This is a genomic window from uncultured Amnibacterium sp., from assembly GCF_964250715.1.
In the GTDB taxonomy this organism is placed as follows: Bacteria; Actinomycetota; Actinomycetes; order Actinomycetales; family Microbacteriaceae; genus Amnibacterium.
Window position 1 is genome coordinate 219,172 of the sequence record NZ_CAXUGX010000001.1, and the last position, 18,819, is coordinate 237,990.

Here is an 18,819-nt window from a genome sequence, read left to right on the forward strand (position 1 = left end):
GACTGCGACGCTGGGCGCGTCAGTCCGAGCGGGCCCGGGTCAGCGAGCGCGGCAGGTGGTGCTGCGGATCGGCCTGCAGCGGGGCGCTGATCACGGTCGCTGCTACCGCACCGAGGAACGCCGCCGTCGCTCGGAGCACACCGGAGGCGAAGACCAGCAGGGGCACCGACTCGGGCCGGGCGCGGAGACGTCTCGGCAGCGTCGCGAAGGCCGGGACGGTACCAGTGGGCGTCGTGCCGATCGGCGTGCTGCCGGTCGAGTTCGGGATCGAGGAAGCCATCACGGGCGACGGTAGGGGTTCTCCGTCGACGGGGGGTTACCACGCGCCGTCGCGGAGAGGAACAGTGGACGACTCGACCGATGACGCGACCGGCGCCTTACCGCCGAACACGAACGGCGCCCGACCGGAAGACCCGGTGGACGCCGTTCGAAGGAGCGTGCTCAGTCGCGGGGGACGTCGCCGCGCCACGCGCCGGTCTCGGCCGGCCGTGACTCGATGAACTCCTTGAAGTGCTTCAGGTCGGACTTGATCGCCCGCTCGTCGAAGTTCAGCAGGTCGCCGGCCTTCTCGACGAGCCCCTCCGGAGCCCAGTCGATCTGCACGGTCACGCGCGAGGTCGTTTCGGCGAGCTTGTGGAACGTGACGACCCCGGCGTGCGTGGTCCCGTCGATGCTCTTCCACGCCACCCGCTCGTCGGGGTGCTGCTCGGTGATCAGGGTGTCGAACTCGCGCTCCACCCCGCCGATCTTCACCTTCCAGTGGCTGTGCGTGTCGTCCTGCTGCGTGATCGACTCCACGAAGCTCAGAAAGTGCGGGAACGACTCGAACTGTGTCCACTGGTTGTACGCCTCGGTGATCGGCACGTCGACGTCGATGGTCTCGATGACCTGACTCATGGGTCCTCCTCGGATCTCGGTTCTGCGTCCGATACCGTACGGCGCTCGCTTCGGCGGTTCCTGAACGCTGTCCGTGACCGGCCGGAGAGCGGAGTGGGAGCGGAACGTGGCGCGCCCCCCGGACTGGGGCCGTGGCGTACCGGCGACGGGTATTCGGCCCGGCAGTAGCTTCGGGCCGTCCGCAGCCGGAGACGATCCGGGAGCGACGATCCGAGTGCGACGGGTTGATTCCGACGGGCACATCGAGGGAGCCATGGTCCACGCCGCACTCGGTCGCCTGAGGATCGTCACCACAGCGGTGGTCGCCGCCGCGGTGCTGCTGGCGGTGGCGCTGCTGCTCGCCCTCGCGCCCGTACCCGTCAGATCCGCCGCCGCCGCTGTGCAGCCGCCGGTCGGAAGCGCAGGCACCCCGGTCAGCACGGTCAGTACCGCCGGCATGACCTCCTCGGCGGGCGGCCTCGCCGGCCACGTCATCGGTACGTCCGCGGTCAGCGGCAGCCGCGCCACCGTCACGCTGCGGGTCACGAACGGGCCGGTCGTCGCGGTGGCCCGCACGAATCGCTCCGGCGCCTTCGCGTTCCATGACCTGGCGACCGCGGACTACACCGTCACCACCCATCCCACGGGCGTCCTGCAGGTGTCCGCCCGACGCGTCGTGGTTCCCGAGGCGACGGTGGTGGCCGACCTGCGGCTGCGCACCGGCGGGTCGATCACCGGGCGGGCGATCCGCGCCTCCACCGGCAAACCCGTGCCTCACCTGGGAGTCGAACTGCTGGGCGCGCACGATCGGCACCTGCGCACCGTGACCACGAACGCCTCCGGGACCTACACGCTGGGCGGGCTCGGCGCCGGCGCGTACAAGCTGCACTTCGCCGCGCCGACCGCCGGGGCGAGCCGTACCTACGTGCAGGCGTGGCAGGCGGTGCAGGTGCGCGCCGACGCTGCGACCCACGAGGACGGCTATGTGCAGCGCGGCGGCAGGCTCACCGGGCGGATCGTCGGCGTCGACGGTCGGCCCGTCGCCGGCGCGACGGTGCGGGCGGTGGGTCGGGACAAGGTGATGCATGCGACAGTCGCGTCCGCGAAGGGCGAGTACACCGTGCGCGGCCTGGCCAGCGGCGGATACGCGATCTTCCTGTGGGATCCCCGCCACCGTTCGGCCGGAACGAAGGCGGGCGGAGTCGCGGTGGCGGAGCAGACTCGTACGGCGAACCTGCGGATGGCCCATCATCCGGCGACGATCTCCGGGCGGGTCACCGAGGGCACGCATGCCGCGGCGACCCGAGGCGGCGCGGTGACCGCGCTCTCCAGTACCGGCCAGTGGTATTCGGCCCCCATCTCCAGCACCGGCCACTTCGTACTGAAGGGATTGGGCGTGGGGACGTATCGGCTGCGGGCCATTCCGTTCGGCGCATACGCCCAGACGACGGTGCCCGGACCGACGGTGCGCACGGCGACCGTGTACCCGGATGCGGATGTGCACCTGACCGCGTGGGGTGCGGCCTTGACCGGCGCGGTGCACGACCCGGACGGCGCCGCGCTCGCCGGTATCGGCGTCTCACTGGTCGACCGCGCCGGCACGAAGGTCGCCTACGTGAAGACCGACGCCGACGGGTCGTACGCCCTCGGTTCCGCGCTGCCGACCGGCACCTACACCGCTGCATTCCACTCCTACGCCACCGGCAAGACGGTGCGGGTCGCCGGAGTGGTGCTGGCCCGCGGCCAACGGGTGCGGCTGTCGCAGGTCCTCCCGCCGAAGTAGCAACCCGGCGAGCACTTCGCGCGGGAGCCACGCCTTCACGCGCCACGCATGCGTACCGCGCGACCGCAGGGCTACCGCGCGAGGTGGGCGGCGATCGCGTCCGCGGCGCGCACGAGGGCCAGGTGTGAGAGGGCCTGCGGCGTGTTGCCGGCATGGCGGTGGTCCGCCACGTCGTACTCCTCCGAGAGCAGGCCCACGTCGTTCGCCAGGCCGACCAGGCGATCCATCAGCGCCGTCGCCTGTTCGATCCGCCCGCTGTTCGCGTACTGCTCCACGAGCCAGAACGAGCAGGCCAGGAACGGGTGCTCCCCGGCGGGCAGTCCGTCGCTGCTGGCCTCGGTGCGGTACCGCATGACCAGGCCGTCGACCAGCAGGTCCTGCTCGAGCGCGGCGACCGTGCCGAGCATCCGCGGGTCGTCGGCGGCGAGGTAGCCCACCTGCGGCAGCACCAGCAGGGAGGCGTCCACCTCGTGGCTGCCATACGACTGCACGTACGAGTTGCGCTTCTCGTTGAAGCCGTGCTCCTCGATCTCCGCGCGCACCGCGTCGCGCAGGCGTCGCCAGCGGTCGACCGGGCCCTCCTGACCGAACTGCTCGCACGCCTTGACCGCGCGGTCGAACGCGGCCCACACCATCACCCGCGAATGGGTGAAGTGCCGCTCCCGGCCACGCATCTCCCAGATGCCGCTGTCGGTGCGCCGCCAATTCGACTCCGTGAACGTCATGAGCGACCGCGTCAGCGGCCACGAGTGCTTCGACTCCGCGAGCCCGACCTCGCGGGCCTCGTGCAGCGCCACGATCACCTCGCCGATCACGTCGGCCTGGTACTGCGACACGGCGCCGTTGCCGATCCGCACCGGGGAGGAGCCCTCGTAGCCGGGCAGCCAGGTCAGCTGCCGCTCGGGCAGGTCGCGTTCCCCGGCCAGCCCGTACATGATCTGCACGTCCGCGGGATCGCCGGCGATCGCCCGCAGCAGCCACTCCCTCCAGTGCGACCCCTCCGACTTGAAGCCGTGCTTCAGCAGCACCGAGAGGGTCAGGGAGGCGTCCCGCAGCCAGACGTAGCGGTAGTCCCAGTTGCGTTGGCCGCCGAACTGCTCGGGCAGGCTGGTGGTGGCCGCCGCGACGATGCCGCCGGTGTCCTCGTGCGTCAGGGCGCGCAGCACCAGCAGCGACCGCTCCACCACCGATCCGTACGGACCGTCGTGGGTGATGGAACCCGCCCAGTTCTGCCACCACGCCGTGGTCGCCGCGAGCGCCGCATCGGCGTCGACCCGCGGCGGAGTGTCGCGGTGCGAGGGATACCAGGTCAACGAGATGTCGACGGTCTGCCCCGCAGCCACCTCGAACTCGGACTGGTGCGACTGGCCGCGGGCGCGCAGCCGCGGGCCGTGCACCGAGATCGCGTCCGGACCGGCGACAGCCAGCAGCTCGCGGTCGTCGCCGTCCCTGACGCCCTGCCGCACCCACGGCACTGCCGTGCCGTAGCCGAAGCGGATGCGCAGGTCCTGCCGCATCGTCACGGCGCCGCGGACACCGCGGACGCGCCGCACGATGTCGGCACGCCGGTTGCCGAACGGCATGAAGTCGGTGACCTCCACCTCGCCCGTCCCGGTGATCCAGCGGGTGACCAGGATGAACGTCTTGTCCACGTACGACCGGGATGCGATGGCGCTGTCGTCGGTCGGCGCGACCAGCCACCGGCCGTGACTCGGGTCGCCGAGCAGGGCGCCGAACATGCTGGGGGAGTCGTAGCGGGGGAAGCAGAGCCAGTCGACGCTGCCGTCCCGGCCGATCAGGGCCGCCGACTGGCAGTCGCTGATCATGGCGTAGTCCTCGATCGGCAGCGGCATGCTCACATCCTGGCCCGCCCGGGCCTGCCGTTGCTTCGAGAGCGCTCCGGTGCCGCGGTGGCGAGGATCCTCAGCGCACCGACGACGGCTGCACGTCGCCGTAGCCGTCCTCGACCGGATCGCGGTGCAGGCCGCCGGTCATCGCGTACTCCTCCTCCGGCGACAGCACCAGCCGGTGGCGGCCGATGAGCAGGAACAGCACGAGGCCGATCACGTAGACGACCGCGATGGCGGCGATCGCGATGACGTAGCCGGGGTTGAAGAGGAACGCGATGAAGATGACGAGCGCGATTACGCCGGCGACGACCGCGCCGGGGATGCCGGTGGGGCTGCGGTAGGGACGGACCGCGTTCGGGAAGCGTCTGCGCAGCACGACGAACGAGACCATCTGCAGGATGTAGGCGACGACCGCGCCCCAGATCGCGATGTTCAGCACGACGGCGCCGGCGGTCCCGGCGGTGCCGCCGGCCGCGTCCACGATCACGAGCGCGATGTAACCGATGACGGCGCCGACGATCAACGCGACCCACGGCGTCTGCCGCTTGCCGGTCAGCGACAGGAATCGCGGGTAGTAGCCGGCGCGCGACAGCGAGTACATGTTGCGGCCGTAGCCGAACATGATCCCCTGCAGCGACGCGAGCAGGCCGATGAGCGCGAAGAGCGCCAGGACGCCGGCGAGGCTCTTCGGCACCATCAGCGCGAAGCCGTCGAGCAGGGGCTGGCCGGAGTCGGTGATCGCTTTCGCGCCGTTCACGCCGGTGTTCACGATGAAGACCGCGATCGCGCAGACCAGCAGGGTGAGCAGGGCGACGACACCGGCGCGCGGAATGTCCCGCTGCGGGTTGTGCGACTCCTCGGCGGCGAGCGGCAACTCCTCGATGCCGAGGAAGAACCACATCGCGAACGGGATGACGAGCAGGACCGCACCGAAGCCGCCGGGCAGGAACGTGCTGTTGCCGGCGGTCGGCGTGACGTCGAAGAGCTTGTCGACGGAGAAGCTGCCGGTCGCGAAGGCGACGACCACGAAGACGCCCAGAATCGCGATCGACAGGATGGAGACGACGATCGCCAGCCGGAATCCGATCGCCGCGCCCAGCGAGTTCACGCCTAGGAACACCGCGTACAGGATCAGCCACCACACCGGCGCGGGCAGGCTGACACCGAAGAACGCCTTGGTCACCCCGTCGGCGTAGCCGGCCGAGAAGTAGACGACGACAGCGGTGGTCATCACGTATTCGATGGTCTCCGCGAGCCCGGTGACGAAGCCGCCGAGCGGCCCCATCGCCGCGCGGGCGAACGAGTAGGCACCGCCGGTGTGCGGCATCGCGGCCGACATCTCGCCGATCGAGAACAGCATCGTGAAGTACATGACGATCACGATCACGAAGGCGATCGCCATCCCGCCGAAGCCCGCGGAGGCGAAGCCGAAGTTCCAGCCGGAGAACTCGCCCGAGATCACCGCGGCGACGCCGATGCCCCAGATGCCCCAGAATCCAGCCGAGCGTTTCAGCTGCCGCTTCTCGAAGTAGCCGGCCTCCGCCTGCGTGTAGGTGGTGGACGTGCGGCGGACGGGTGTCGACATGGCGGACTCCGAACGGGGGACGACGGCACGGGAAGAGGCTCGGGCGCAGCCTATTGACCGGTGGACTCCGGATGCGGGTTCGCTCGTTACAGTCGGATTAAGGGGCTGGGCGGATCCACGGGCCGGTCCGGTCACGCGGTGCCCGATAACGTCGCACCGCCCAGCGAAGGAGTCGCCGTGTCCCTCTCCGATCCGCAGGTGCGCACCGGCAACCTCGAGCTGGCCGAGTTGGAGCGCCTGATCGAGGGCGGCTCGATCGACACCGTGATCGTCGCGTTCACCGATGTGCAGGGGCGGCTGACCGGCAAGCGGGTCTCGGCGCGCCTGTTCCGCGAGGACGTGGCGCAGCACGGCGCCGAAGCGTGTGACTACCTGCTGGCCGTCGACATGGACATGAACACGGTGGGCGGCTACGCCATCTCGTCGTGGGAGCGCGGCTACGGCGACATGGTGCTGCGGCCGGATCTGACCACCCTGCGCCTGGTGCCGTGGCTGCCCGGTTCGGCGCTCGTGACCGCTGACCTGTACCGGCCGCCGCAGGTGGGGGAGGCGATCGGGGAGCCCGTCGCCGTCTCGCCGCGGCAGGTGCTGCGCCGGCAGTTGGACCGCCTGGCCGAGCACGGCCTGGTGCCGTTCGTGGGCACGGAGCTGGAGTTCCTCGTGTTCGAGGACGGCTATCGCGCCGCCTGGGCCAAGAGGTACCGCGACCTGACTCCGGCCAGCGACTACAACATCGACTACGCCCTGCTGGCGTCGACGCGCATGGAGCCGCTGCTGCGCGAGATCCGCACCGCCATGGACGGCGCGGGGATGTACTGCGAGGGCGTGAAGGGCGAGTGCAACCTGGGTCAGCAGGAGATCGCATTCCGCTACGCGCATGCGTTGACCACCTGCGACAACCACTCCGTCTACAAGAACGGGGCCAAGGAGATCGCGGACCGCCATGGGAAGGCGCTGACCTTCATGGCCAAGTTCAACGAGCGCGAGGGCAACTCGTGTCACATCCACCTGAGCGTGCGGGGCGTCGACGGCTCGGCGGTGCTGGCGGATTCGGGTCGGCCCAACGGGTTGTCGGAGTTGATGGAGCACTTTCTGGCGGGCCAGCTGGCGGCGATGCGCGAGTTCACCCTGCTGTTCGCCCCCAACATCAACTCCTACAAGCGGTACGCGGCCGGCAGCTTCGCGCCGACGGCGGTGGCGTGGGGGCTTGACAACCGCACCTGTGCCCTGCGCGTCGTCGGGCGGGGACAGGCGCTGCGGTTCGAGAACCGCGCACCGGGCGGCGATGTGAACCAGTACCTCGCGGTCGCCGCGATGATCGCCGCCGGCATCGACGGCATCGAGCGGGCGCTGCCGCTGGAGGACGTCTTCACCGGTAACGCCTACGAGAGCGACAAGCCGCGATTGCCCACCACGCTGGCGCAGGCGGCCGAGCTGTTCGCCGGCTCCGCGCTCGCGGAGCGCGCCTTCGGCGCCGACGTGGTGGCCCACTACGGCAACGCCGCGGCGGTCGAGCTGGCCGCGTTCGGGTCGGCGGTGACGGACTGGGAGCGCGTGCGGGGGTTCGAGCGTGGCTGAGCGTGTGGGTGAGCACGTTCCCGCGGAATCGGTCGGGCGACGGCCGCTGATCGGGATCAGCGGCTACCTGGAGCAGGCCGCGCAGGGGCCTTGGGAGCAGCGCTACGGCATGCTGCCCGAGACCTACCTGGCGGCCGTCGAGGCCGCCGGCGGGGTGCCGGTCATCCTGCCGCCGCAGCCGGCGACGCCGGAGACCGTGGGACGGGTGCTCGACGCGCTCGACGGCCTGGTGCTCTCCGGCGGCGCCGACGTGGACCCTGCGCTCTACGGGGCGCAGGCGGCACCGCACACCCAGTCGCCGCGCCGCGACCGGGACGCCTGGGAGCAGGCGCTGACGACCGGAGCCGTGCAGCGCGACATCCCGCTGCTCGCGATCTGCCGCGGACTGCAACTGCTGAACGTGACCCTCGGCGGCACGTTGCATCAGCACGTGCCGGACATCACGACCACCGACCACGGCGATGCCCCCGGCGACTACGCCCGCACCGAGGTCGCGGTCGTCGACGGCACCCTCGTGCGCGGGGTGCTCGGCGACGGCCGCCTGGGCGTGCACTGCCATCACCATCAGGCGCTCGACCGGGTCGCCGACGGCCTGCTCGTCGCCGCGCGCAGCGACGACGGCATCGTCGAGGCCGTGGAGTCGCGGGACCACCCGTTCGTGCTCGGCGTGCAGTGGCATCCGGAGCAGGACGCCGGCGACCTGCGGCTCTTCACCGCGCTCGTGCACGCCGCAGTATCGTCCGGTCCCGCCCGCCCGCCCGGTCCCGCCCGAGCGTCCGGTCCCGCCCGAGCGTCCGGTCCCGCCCGATCGTCCGGTCCGGCCCGCGCGGCCGTGCAGAGTGCCGCCGCCGGTGGGTGAGTCGTTCACGCTCGTCGACCCGGCGACCGCGGAGCCGTTCCGCATCGTGGAGCTCGCCGATGTCGAGCGCCTGGACGAGGTGGTCGCCCGGGCCGTCCAGGCGCAGCGCGGCTGGGTGGCGCTCGCGCCCGCCGATCGGGCCGCGGCCCTGCGGCGCTTCGCCGCGGTGGTCGACGCCCACGTGGAGGAGTTGGCGGCGCTGGAGGTGCAGAACTCCGGGCACCCGATCAGCAGCGCGCGGTGGGAGGCGGGGCACGTGCGCGACGTGCTGCTCTACTACTCCGGCGCCCCGGAGCGGCTGATCGGCGCCCAGATCCCGGTGGCCGGCGGCATGGACGTCACGTTCCACGAGCCGCTCGGCGTCGTCGGCGTGATCGTCCCGTGGAACTTCCCGATGACGATCGCCGCGTGGGGGTTCGCCCCCGCGCTCGCCGCCGGCAACGCGGTGGTGTTGAAGCCGGCCGAGTGGACGCCGCTCACCGCTCTGCGGCTGGGCGAGCTGGCGCTGCAGGCCGGGCTGCCGGAGGGACTGCTGGAGGTCGTGCCCGGACGAGGCGACCTGGTCGGCGAGCGCCTGGTCGCGCATTCGGACGTCGCCAAGATCGTGTTCACCGGCTCCACCGCGACCGGCCGGCGCGTGATGGCCGGGTGCGCCGCGGGCGTGAAGCCGGTCACGCTGGAGCTCGGCGGCAAGAGCGCGAACGTGGTCTTCGCCGACGCCGACCTGGATGCCGCCGCGGCCGCCGCACCGTCGGCGGTCTTCGACAACGCCGGCCAGGACTGCTGCGCCCGCAGCCGCATCCTGGTGCAGCGCGACGTGCTGACGGACTTCCTGGAACGCCTGGAGCCGGCGGTCACGGCGGTGCGGGTGGGGCCGCCGATCGAGGAGGCGACCGAGATGGGCCCGCTCGTCGCGGGCGCGCACCTGGAGCGGGTTCGCTCGTTCGTTCCCGACGATGCGCCGGTCGCGTTCCGCGGCAGTGCGCCGGACGGCCCGGGATTCTGGTTCCCGCCCACGGTGCTGCTGCCGGAGCGGCAGGACGACCCGGTGCTGACGGAGGAGATCTTCGGTCCGGTCGTCGCCGTGCTGCCGTTCGACACCGAGGCCGACGCGATCCGCCTGGCGAACGCCACGGAGTACGGCCTGTCGGGGTCGATCTGGACGCGGGACCTCGGCCGGGCGATCCGCATGGCCCGCGCCGTGCGTTCCGGGGCGCTCAGCATCAACTCCAACTCCTCGGTCCGCTACGGCACACCGTTCGGCGGGATGAAGCACTCCGGACTGGGCCGCGAGCTGGGCCCGGACGCGCCGCTGGCCTTCACCGAGACGAAGAACGTCTTCTTCGCCGGCTGACTCCCTGACTCGGCAGACTCGACAAACCCCACAGACAGGACGCATCCGATGCCCATCGAACCGATCGACCTGACCGCGCGCCTGCGGGGCCGGGTCGCCGTGATCACCGGTGGTGCCAGCGGCATCGGGCTGGCCACCGCCGAGCGGCTCGCCGCCGAGGGCGCCCGCGTGGTCGTCGCCGACCTGGACGACACGGCTGGGCGCGCCGCCGCCGAGCGTGTCGACGGCTACTACGTGCGCGCCGACGTGTCGGTGAAGGCCGACGTCGATGCGCTGTTCGATGAGGTCGCTGCCCAGTTCGGCTCGGTCGACATCGCCTTCAACAACGCCGGCATCTCGCCCGCGGACGACGACTCGATCGAGACAACCGAGCTGGATGCGTGGGACCGCGTGCAGCGGGTGAACCTGACGTCGGTGTACCTGTGCTGCCGGGCGGCGCTGCGCCACATGGTGCCGCAGGGGCGCGGGTCGATCATCAACACCGCCTCGTTCGTCGCCGTGCTCGGCTCGGCGACCAGCCAGATCTCCTACACCGCCTCGAAGGGCGGGGTGCTGGCGCTCAGCCGCGAGCTGGGCGTGCAATATGCCCGGCAGGGCATACGGGTGAACGCGCTCTGCCCCGGCCCCGTCGACACGCCGCTGCTGCGGGAGCTGTTCGCCGCCGATCCGGAGCGGGCAGCCCGCCGCCTGGTCCACGTTCCCGTCGGCCGGTTCGCGCAGCCGGCCGAGTTGGCTGCCGCGGTCGCCTTCCTCGCCAGCGACGACGCGTCGTTCGTCACGGCCTCCACGTTCCTGGTCGACGGCGGGATCTCCTCCGCCTACGTCACACCGCTCACCGACGCATGAACCGCTTCATCGGTGACGTGATCACGAACCCCCTCGGCCGCGTCGCCGTGGAGGTGCTCATCGCGGTGGTGGTCGCGCTCGTGATCACCGTCGTGGTCGGTGCGGTCTTCCGCGCGGTAGCTCGGCGTCGCGGCTGGCCGGACCAGGCCGTCGGCCGGCTGCGCCGCCCCTTCCGCGTGCTGCTGATCCTGATCAGCGCCTGGATTGCGGTCGACGTGGCGCTGCCGAAGTCGATGCGCCGGGGAGTACCCAGCGACGGCCTGGACATCGACCGGATGTTCTCGATCGCGACCATCGCGGTGGGGGCGTGGTTCGTCGCGAGCGTCGTCAGCTTCCTGGTGGAGCTCGGCCTCTCCCGGTATCGCACGGACGTGGCCGACAATCGCGTCGCCCGCCGCATCCGCACGCAGGTGCTCGTGATCCGCCGTGTGGCGATCGCCGCCATCGTGGTCATCGCGGCCGCAGCGATCCTGCTGACCTTCCCCTCCGCCCAGGCTGCCGGAGCGAGCCTGCTCGCCTCCGCCGGTCTGCTGTCGGTGATCGCCGGCGTCGCGGCGCAGTCGACGCTCGGCAACGTGATCGCCGGCGTGCAACTGGCCTTCTCGGGCGCCATCCGCGTGGACGACGTCGTGATCGCGAACGGCGAGTGGGGCCGTATCGAGGAGATCACCCTGACCTACGTGGTCGTCCACATCTGGGACGACCGCCGCATGGTCCTGCCCTCGACCTATTTCACGACCACGCCGTTCGAGAACTGGACCCGCACCGGCAGCGAACTGATGCAGGCGGTGGAATTCGACCTGGACTGGCTGGTCGATCCGGGCGCGATGCGGGAGGAGATGCACCGGATCCTCGACCGCACGACCCTCTGGGACGGGCGGGTGTCGGTGCTGCAGGTCACCGACGCGGTCGGCGGATTCGTGCACGTGCGCATCCTGGTGACCGCGATCGACGCCCCCACCCTGTTCGACCTGCGGTGCTTCGTGCGCGAGGAGATGGTGCGCTGGCTGCACGAGCACAGCCCGCAGTCGCTGCCGAGGACGCGATTCATGTCGGTCGAGCCGAGCCCGAACGCGCCCCCACGGCGGTCGTCCCGAGCCGACTCCGAGTCGGAGGACCGGTCGCTGTTCAGCGGCGACAAGCGGGCGGAGCAGCGGGCACGGAACCTGACCGGACCGATCACGGTGCCTGATCGCGACGACCTGCCGTGACCGACCTTCCTGACCGCCGAGGAATTCAGGCGATCTCGCAGATCAGCACCGAATCCGGCCCGATTTCACCTGCGTTGCTCGCGATCGCCTGAATGCTTCGGAACTCAGGCAGCGCGAGCGGGGTGACGCCAGCAGGTCAGCGGGGGTCCTTGGCCGGCTTCGGGCCCTTGGCCGCCTTCGGCTGCTTCTTGGCGATCGGGTCGTCGGCGCGCAGCGACTCGATGCGAACGGTGCCGAGCGCGACGACCAGGGTCAGGCCCCACGAGATCCAGGTGAGGATCGTGCGCCAATCGGTCGGCGCCTTGCGCTGCTGACGCAGCGCGGAGGTACCGGAGATGACCGCGGAGATGATGGAACCGTTCAGGAGGTATTTCCGCAGGCTGCCCATGATCGGGCAAGGGTAGGGGAGGACCCGCGGTCGAATGCTGGACAGAAGCTGACAAGCGGATGTGCGGCAGGGCCGGTCGGGTCTGCGGGAGTGCCGCCCAGCGCCGCGCCCCGCCGTACCCGCCTCACGGATCGGTAACGGCCGGGCGAGCCTGACCGATCGGGCAGTACCGTTCCCGCCGTGCCAGCCTCCTCCGCCGATGCCCTGCGGCAGGCGGCGCTCGCCCACTTCGCCACGCACGGCTTCGAGGGCGCCTCCCTGCATCGCATCGCGGAGACGGCGGGGCTCTCGAAGTCGATCGTGCTGTACCACTTCGCGAGCAAGGAGGCGCTGCTGGAGGCGGCGCTGCGGCCCGCGGTCGACGACCTGCGCGACCTGGTGGGCCTGGTGCAGGCACGCAGCACATGGGCACCGCCTTCGTGGGCACAGCCGTCGCGGGCGCAACTGCTGGACGCGTTCGTCCAGTTCCTGTTCACCCACCGACTGGCGGCTGCGACGCTCGTCTACTCCGGCCGAGCCATCCCCGCTGTGCCCATCGTCGCCGAGGCCGACGCGCTCATCAGGCGGCTCGCGACATCGCTGGCGCCTGCGCACGCCGACGACCTGGATGCACTGCGCTTCGGCATCGCGCTCGCCGGCGCCACCTTCGCGCTGCTGTCGGCCGACCGGTGGTCCACCGCTTCGATGTCCGAGCACGATCTGCGGATCGCGATGACCCAGGTGCTCGCCGGCCTCGTGTTCGGATCCGAGTCGGCACCCACGCCCGAGCCCGTCCCATGACCGCGCTGCTGCACCGCCTCGGCCGGGCCGCGCTCACCGCCCGTCGCCGCATCCTCGCGGCGTGGGCGCTGATCTTCATCGCCTTCGTCGTCGGCGGGTTCGGCTTCGGCGGCGCACTCGCCAACTCCTTCACCATCCCGGGAACGGAGTCGCAGACCGCGCTCGACCGGCTCGCAGCCGTCTTCCCGCAGGCGGCCGGCGGCAGCGCCCAGGTGCTGCTCATCGCCCCGAGCGGCTCCCGCATCGACGATGCCGCACCGAAGTCCGCCATCGCCCGCACCGTGAAAGCCGTCTCGGCCATCTCGGGCGTGCAGAACGCGTCCAGCCCGTTCAGCGCCTACGCCACGCGGGCGGTCAGCCCCGACCACCGAGCGGCCATCGTGAGCGTGCAGTTCACGAAGATCGACGAGCAGGTGCCGGGCGCCACCGTCCGCGCCCTGACGAGCACCGGGTCGATCGCACGCGACGCGGGCCTGCGCGTGTCGTACAGCGGGCAGGTCTTCCAGACCGACTCCGTGGCGGTCAGCCCGACGGAGGGGCTCGGGGTGCTGTTCGCCGCCGTCGTGCTCGTGATCACTTTCGGCGCCCTGGTGCTGGCCGGTCTGCCGCTGATCAGCGCGATCATCGGAGTGGCCCTCTCGCTGGCCGCACTCCGCATCATCGCGCTGTTCGCGACCGTCTCCACCTCCGCGCCCACCCTGGCCCTGATGCTGGGCCTGGCGGTCGGCATCGACTACGGCCTTTTCATCGTCTCGCGCCACCGCGAGCAACTGGCCCGCGGCATGACGGTGGAGGAGTCGCTGCCGGCCGCCGTCGCCACCGCCGGCACCGCGGTGGTCTTCGCGGGCACGACCGTGATCATCGCCCTGCTCGGGCTGCTGGTGGTCGGCATCCCCTTCCTCAGCATCATGGGGATCGGTGCGGCGTTCGCGGTGCTGGTCGGCGTCGCCTCGTCCATCACGCTGTTACCGGCGCTGCTGGCCATCGGCGGCACGCGATTCGTGCCGAAGCCCGGCTCCCGCGTCGCCCGGCGGGCCCTCGCGATGCAGGACGGGGGCCGCGGCCGCACGCTCGGCGCGCGTTGGGTGGCGATCGTGCAGAAGATGCCGGTGGTCGCCGTGCTCGCGGTGGTCGGGGTACTCGGCCTACTGGCCGTTCCGGCCCTCTCCCTGCGACTCAGCCTGCCGAACAACGGTAGCCAACCGGTCGGCACGCCCGCCCGCAGCGCCTACGACCTGACGACGAAGTACTTCGGCGAGGGCCGCAACGGCCCACTGCTGCTGCTGGTCGACATCACGCAGGACGACGACTTCGGCACGCACCTGGATCGGGTGCGCGACCGCATCGCCGCCCTGCCCGACGTGGTGGCGGTCGGCCGGGCCACTCCGAACGCCTCCCTCGATACCGCGATCGTGCAGGTCGTACCGGGGTCCGGACCCGACTCGCCGCGCACCGAGCAGCTGGTGCAGCGCATCCGCGCCCTGGAGCCCGCCTTCCAGCGCGAGTATCACCTGCCGGTCGCGGTCAGCGGCGCGACGGCGGTGGGGATCGACATCTCCGACCGGCTCGGACAGGCGTTCCTGCCGTTCATCCTGGTCGTGGTCGGGCTGTCCGTCGTGCTGCTGATGATGGTGTTCCGGTCGCTCGTGGTGCCGTTGAAGGCGGCGATCGGCTTCCTGCTGTCGGTCGGCGCCAGCCTGGGCGTCACCGTCGCGGTCGTGCAGTTGGGCGCCGGCGCCGGACTGCTGCACACCGAGCCGGGGCCGCTCCTCAGCTTTCTGCCGATCCTCGTGATCGCGATCCTGTTCGGGTTGTCGATGGACTACGAGGTGTTCCTGGTCTCCGGCATGCGGGAGAGCTGGGTGCACGGCGGCAACGCCCACGATGCCGTGCGGAAGGGCTTCACCGGCGGCGCGCGCGTCGTCACCGCCGCGGCGCTGATCATGCTGTTCGTCTTCGCCTCGTTCGTGCCCGAGGGCGGCAGCACGATCACGCCGATCGCGTTCGCGCTGGCATCCGGGATCCTCTTCGACGCGTTCCTGGTGCGCATGACCCTGGTCCCCGCGGTGATGACCCTGGTCGGCCGGGCCGGCTGGTACCTGCCGAAGTGGCTGGACCACATCCTGCCGTCCGTCGACATCGAGGGGGCCGGCCTCGTGCGGCAGCGCGCCGACGAGCAGTGGGCGGCCGGCGAGTCCGCTTGGGCGCTCAGCTGCAGCAACCTGCTGCCGGCGGTCGGCTACACCGGTCGGCCGCTGACGCTGCACGCCTCCGCGGGCCGAGTGACCGGACTCGCGGTGCCCGCTGCCGCCCGTCGCGGCGTGGTGGCGACCCTGACCGGCCTGATCGCGCCCGCCGGCGGTCACGTGCAGGCGGCGGGGTACGCCAGCCCCGGCGCGGCGACCCAGGTGCGGCGCGTCGCGGCGGCCGTGTTCGACGACGGGAGCGCGGGCGGCGAGTCGATCGGCGCGCTGATCGCCGAGCGCCTGCGGTACGCGCCCCGCGCGCGACGGGTCGGCTCCGTCGAGTCGTGGCTGAGCCGGCTGCCGGTCGGTCGCGCCGGGCTGCGCACCCGCTTCGACTCGCTGGTCGCCACCGACCGGCTGCTCGCCCTCGCCGCCGTTGCGCTCGCGGGCGGCGCCTCCATCGTCGTGGTGGACGTCGGCGACATCGGAGCGGAGGCGGAGGAGCGACTCGCGGCCGCCATGACCGCGCTGCTCGACCCCGGCACCGCCGCGGTGCTCGTCACCGTGCCACGCACCGCTGACTCCCGCACGCTGCCCGCCGCCAGGACCGCTCCACTGCAGAAGGTCATCGCATGACGCGCACCCGTGTCCGCATCGCCCGGCTCGCCGCCATCGCCGTCGTTCCCGCGATCGTGCTCGGCGTCTTCGTCGGCGCCCTCGCCTCGGCGGACGCCGGCACCGCATCGGTCCCGGCCGCCGTCGTCAACCAGGACGCGCTCGTGCAGACGACGGGGTCCGACGGCAAGGCCATGACGGTGGCGGCCGGCCGCCTGCTCGTGACGGGCCTGACCAAACCGCAGTCATCCGGCGGCGGCGTGAAGATCGACTGGCGCCTCTCGAACGCCGCACAGGCCGCCGACCTGCTGCGCACCGGCCAGGTGTACGCCGTCGTCACGATCCCCGCGGGCTTCTCCCGCTCGGTGCTGTCCCTCAGCACGGCGGCGCCCAGGAGGGCCGACATCGCGATCCGCACCGACGACGCGCACGGCTACGTCGTCAGCCAGCTCTCGCCCGTGCTCGCCGGCGCGCTGACCACCACGCTCGGGTCCACGCTGTCGCAGAACGTCGTCAAGGGCCTCTACGGCGGGTACGGGTCGCTGAAGACCTCCCTGGTGAAGGCCGGGAAGGGAGCCGCGCGGCTCGGCACCGGCGGACGCACGCTGGCCGACGGCCTCGGCGACGCGGCGACGGGCGCCGACGGCCTGGACTCCGGTGCTGCGCAGCTGAGCGACGGCGCCAGCACGCTCGCCGCCGGCGGACGCTCCCTCGGTGCCGGGCTGGACAAGGCGGCCGATGGCGCGCGATCGGCCACCTCCGGCGCCAAGCAGTTGAGCAGCGGGCTCAGCACCTACGCCGCGGGGGTGGACCGCCTCGCAGCCGCGCTGACCGCGCCGGGCGAGACCTCCGCGGGCGCCGGGCTGCAGACGTCGGCCGCGTCCATCGGGCAGATCCTTGCCACCGACACCACCTTGAGCGCCGCGACCCGCGCCGAGCTTGCGGCGGATCTGCAGCGGTTGACCGGAGTCGGCACCGCGCTGAGCGCAGCGGCCGCCGGTCGGCAGCAGCTCGCGACGCAGGTCGGGGCGCTGGCGACCGGTGCGCAGCGGCTGCAGAAGGGGGCCTCCTCCTTGACCGGCGGACTCCGCTCCCTCTCCAGGGGCATCGGAACGAGTGCGGACGGCGCGCGCTCCCTCGGCTCCGGAGCCGAGGGCCTCGCGACCGGCGCGGACGGGCTGGCCGCAGGCGCCGGCAGCCTGGCGGACGGCCTGCGCTCCAGCGCCACCGGCGCCGAGAAGCTGGCCGACGGCGCGCGGTCACTCGGGACCGGTCTGCAGTCCGGTGCCGAGAAGGTCCCGACCGCGACGGGGACCACGCTGACGAAGATCGCCCGGATCGTCGCCGACCCGGTGGGGTCCGTCGCCACCCGGCAGCACGAGGTGGCGAGTCCGGGGCGCGTCGTCTCGGCGCTCATCCTGCCGGTCGGGCTGTGGATCGGAGCAAGCGCCGTGGTCCTGCTGTTCGGATCGGTCCGCCGGCGGCTGCTGACGACCGGCGTCGGTACGGGCCGCCTGGTGCTGGCCGCATTCGTTCGCGGCGGGGCGCTCGGGATCGTGCAGGCGCTGCTGCTGATCGCCCTGCTGCAGCTCACGCTGCCGCTCGCCTGGCCCGCGGCGGGGACTGCGGTGCTCGTGGCGGCCGTGGCTGCGATCGCGTTCTTCGCCGTCCATCAGCTGCTCGGGACCCTCTTCGGCCGGGCGGGTACCGTCCTGTCGATCGTGCTGCTCGGGCTGCAACTGGTCGCCGTCGGTGGCCTCTATCCGATCGAGGTGGTCGGCGGTCCGTTCCAGGTGATCAGCCCCTGGCTGCCCCTGACCGCGGCCGTCACCGCGATGCAGTCGGTGGTCACCGCCGCGGGCGGATCGGCCGTTCCATCGGGGATCGCCCTGCTGCTGCTCTATACCGTCGTCGCCCTGGCGCTCACGGCCGCGGTGACGGCCCACCGCCGCTCTTCGCCGGCGTTCTTCGCACCGCGAGCACTCCCGGCCGGCACCTGAGCACCGATCGCCTGGCCGACGGCGCTGACGACCGAGCACCTGACCGCTGCGCCTGACCGCTGCGCCTGGCCGCCTAGCATCGTCAGGTGGCGTCCGGCGCATTCACGAAGCGGCGGGCGGAGGCACCACCGGGCTTCTTCGAGGCCGAGGCGGCGGGCCTCGCCTGGCTCGCCGAGGCCGGCGGCGCTCGGGTCGCCGGCGTGCTGGCGGTCGCACCCGGCCGCATCGACCTCGAGGTGCTGACAGCAGCTCGTCCCTCTGCAGCGCACGCCCGCCAGTTCGGCCGCGCCCTGGCCGCGACCCACGACGCCGGTGCCGCAGCATTCGGCGTGCCGCCGCCCGGACTCGACGGACCCACCTACATCGGCAACCAGGGCCTCACGACCAGGCGCGAGGGCTGGCCGCAGTGGGGTGCCTTCTACGCCGCAGAGCGGGTGCTGCCGTACGCGCGCCGGGCGGCCGACCGGGGATCGCTCGGCGGAGGGGAGCTGCGACTCGTGCAGCAGGCGTGCGAGCGCATCACCGCGGGCGACTTCGACGACGACGCCGCGCCGGCGCGCATCCACGGCGACCTGTGGAACGGCAACGTGCAGTGGACCGCCGACGGCGCCGTGCTGATCGACCCCGCCGCGCACGGCGGTCATCGCGAGACGGACCTGGCCATGCTCGCGCTGTTCGGGTGCCCGCACCTGGACGACGTGCTCGCCGGATACGAACAGGCGCATCCGCTGGTCGACGGTTGGCACGACCGCATCGAACTGCACCAGCTGCATCCGCTCGCCGTGCACGCCGCCAGCCACGGCCCGACGTACGCCGCACCGCTCATCGACGCCGCGAACAGCGTGCTGCACTCCTGAGCCGGCCGCTCGTGCGGCGTCTCCTCCGGCGACCCCGATCGGTCGTGGCCT

The 18,819-nt window shown here is 71.9% G+C and carries 15 protein-coding genes; 10 read left to right on the top strand and 5 right to left on the bottom strand.

All coding sequences use genetic code 11. The features are described 5' to 3' along the window. Nucleotides 1-19 precede the first annotated feature (19 nt). Nucleotides 20-280: a hypothetical protein gene (locus ACFE7H_RS01035; protein ID WP_375399334.1), complete on the bottom strand. Its 261-nt coding sequence runs from the start codon at nt 278-280 to the stop codon at nt 20-22. Between the two features lie 161 nt (nt 281-441). Next, nucleotides 442-897, bottom strand: coding sequence for an SRPBCC family protein (locus ACFE7H_RS01040; RefSeq protein WP_375399335.1), 456 nt, complete (start codon nt 895-897; stop codon nt 442-444). Between the two features lie 253 nt (nt 898-1,150). Here ACFE7H_RS01040 and ACFE7H_RS01045 point away from each other — a divergent pair, with 253 nt between their 5' ends. Further along, entirely contained in the window at nt 1,151-2,659 is a 1,509-nt protein-coding gene (locus ACFE7H_RS01045; RefSeq protein ID WP_375399336.1) for a collagen binding domain-containing protein, read from the top strand. Between the two features lie 71 nt (nt 2,660-2,730). On the opposite strand, the gene ACFE7H_RS01050 is transcribed toward ACFE7H_RS01045, so the two are convergent. Together ACFE7H_RS01050 and ACFE7H_RS01055 are read right to left on the bottom strand one after the other, a co-directional pair. After that, entirely contained in the window at nt 2,731-4,512 is a 1,782-nt protein-coding gene (locus tag ACFE7H_RS01050; protein WP_375399337.1) for a glycoside hydrolase family 15 protein, read from the bottom strand. Nucleotides 4,513-4,582: 70 nt separating this feature from the next. After that, entirely contained in the window at nt 4,583-6,094 is a 1,512-nt protein-coding gene (locus ACFE7H_RS01055) for an amino acid permease (RefSeq protein ID WP_375399338.1), read from the bottom strand. Between the two features lie 177 nt (nt 6,095-6,271). Here ACFE7H_RS01055 and ACFE7H_RS01060 point away from each other — a divergent pair, with 177 nt between their 5' ends. The 5 genes from ACFE7H_RS01060 to ACFE7H_RS01080 are packed head-to-tail and all read left to right on the top strand — an operon-like array spanning nt 6,272 to nt 11,942. Continuing rightward, a complete protein-coding gene (locus ACFE7H_RS01060) occupies nt 6,272-7,672 on the top strand; it encodes a glutamine synthetase family protein (protein WP_375399684.1) in 1,401 nt (466 codons plus the stop codon). Then, nucleotides 7,665-8,531, top strand: a complete 867-nt coding sequence (locus ACFE7H_RS01065; protein WP_375399339.1) for a gamma-glutamyl-gamma-aminobutyrate hydrolase family protein — start codon at nt 7,665-7,667, stop codon at nt 8,529-8,531. Before ACFE7H_RS01060 ends, ACFE7H_RS01065 begins: the two co-directional genes overlap by 8 nt. Next, entirely contained in the window at nt 8,524-9,885 is a 1,362-nt protein-coding gene (locus ACFE7H_RS01070) for an aldehyde dehydrogenase family protein (protein ID WP_375399340.1), read from the top strand. Before ACFE7H_RS01065 ends, ACFE7H_RS01070 begins: the two co-directional genes overlap by 8 nt. Before the next feature lie 48 nt (nt 9,886-9,933). After that, complete coding sequence (locus tag ACFE7H_RS01075; RefSeq protein WP_375399341.1) at nt 9,934-10,731, top strand: 3-oxoacyl-ACP reductase; 798 nt, start codon at nt 9,934-9,936, stop codon at nt 10,729-10,731. Beyond that, nucleotides 10,728-11,942, top strand: coding sequence for a mechanosensitive ion channel family protein (locus tag ACFE7H_RS01080; protein ID WP_375399342.1), 1,215 nt, complete (start codon nt 10,728-10,730; stop codon nt 11,940-11,942). Before ACFE7H_RS01075 ends, ACFE7H_RS01080 begins: the two co-directional genes overlap by 4 nt. Nucleotides 11,943-12,078: 136 nt before the next feature. Here the strand turns inward: ACFE7H_RS01080 and ACFE7H_RS01085 are convergent, their stop codons facing one another. Beyond that, complete coding sequence (locus ACFE7H_RS01085) at nt 12,079-12,330, bottom strand: hypothetical protein (protein WP_375399343.1); 252 nt, start codon at nt 12,328-12,330, stop codon at nt 12,079-12,081. A 180-nt stretch (nt 12,331-12,510) separates the two neighbouring features. On the opposite strand from ACFE7H_RS01085, the gene ACFE7H_RS01090 reads away from it, so the two are divergent. From ACFE7H_RS01090 to ACFE7H_RS01105, 4 genes are all read left to right on the top strand, one after another. Then, nucleotides 12,511-13,110, top strand: coding sequence for a TetR/AcrR family transcriptional regulator (locus ACFE7H_RS01090; protein ID WP_375399344.1), 600 nt, complete (start codon nt 12,511-12,513; stop codon nt 13,108-13,110). Further along, a complete protein-coding gene (locus ACFE7H_RS01095) occupies nt 13,107-15,932 on the top strand; it encodes an MMPL family transporter (protein WP_375399345.1) in 2,826 nt (941 codons plus the stop codon). The genes ACFE7H_RS01090 and ACFE7H_RS01095 overlap by 4 nt, the downstream gene beginning before the upstream one ends. Then, nucleotides 15,929-17,911, top strand: coding sequence for a YhgE/Pip family protein (locus ACFE7H_RS01100; protein ID WP_375399346.1), 1,983 nt, complete (start codon nt 15,929-15,931; stop codon nt 17,909-17,911). The genes ACFE7H_RS01095 and ACFE7H_RS01100 overlap by 4 nt, the downstream gene beginning before the upstream one ends. Before the next feature lie 86 nt (nt 17,912-17,997). Beyond that, nucleotides 17,998-18,768 (top strand): fructosamine kinase family protein, encoded by a 771-nt coding sequence (locus tag ACFE7H_RS01105; protein WP_375399347.1) that lies wholly within the window; start codon nt 17,998-18,000, stop codon nt 18,766-18,768. Nucleotides 18,769-18,819 lie beyond the last annotated feature (51 nt).

What these genes read in the sequence shown, in the direction of transcription:
- ACFE7H_RS01035 (WP_375399334.1), bottom strand. Translation starts at nt 280, where the DNA reads ATGGCTTCCTCGATCCCGAACTCGACCGGCAGCACGCCGATCGGCACG.
- ACFE7H_RS01040 (WP_375399335.1), bottom strand. Translation starts at nt 897, where the DNA reads ATGAGTCAGGTCATCGAGACCATCGACGTCGACGTGCCGATCACCGAG.
- ACFE7H_RS01045 (WP_375399336.1), top strand. Translation starts at nt 1,151, where the DNA reads ATGGTCCACGCCGCACTCGGTCGCCTGAGGATCGTCACCACAGCGGTG.
- ACFE7H_RS01050 (WP_375399337.1), bottom strand. Translation starts at nt 4,512, where the DNA reads ATGCCGCTGCCGATCGAGGACTACGCCATGATCAGCGACTGCCAGTCG.
- ACFE7H_RS01055 (WP_375399338.1), bottom strand. Translation starts at nt 6,094, where the DNA reads ATGTCGACACCCGTCCGCCGCACGTCCACCACCTACACGCAGGCGGAG.
- ACFE7H_RS01075 (WP_375399341.1), top strand. Translation starts at nt 9,934, where the DNA reads ATGCCCATCGAACCGATCGACCTGACCGCGCGCCTGCGGGGCCGGGTC.
- ACFE7H_RS01080 (WP_375399342.1), top strand. Translation starts at nt 10,728, where the DNA reads ATGAACCGCTTCATCGGTGACGTGATCACGAACCCCCTCGGCCGCGTC.
- ACFE7H_RS01085 (WP_375399343.1), bottom strand. Translation starts at nt 12,330, where the DNA reads ATGGGCAGCCTGCGGAAATACCTCCTGAACGGTTCCATCATCTCCGCG.
- ACFE7H_RS01095 (WP_375399345.1), top strand. Translation starts at nt 13,107, where the DNA reads ATGACCGCGCTGCTGCACCGCCTCGGCCGGGCCGCGCTCACCGCCCGT.
- ACFE7H_RS01100 (WP_375399346.1), top strand. Translation starts at nt 15,929, where the DNA reads ATGACGCGCACCCGTGTCCGCATCGCCCGGCTCGCCGCCATCGCCGTC.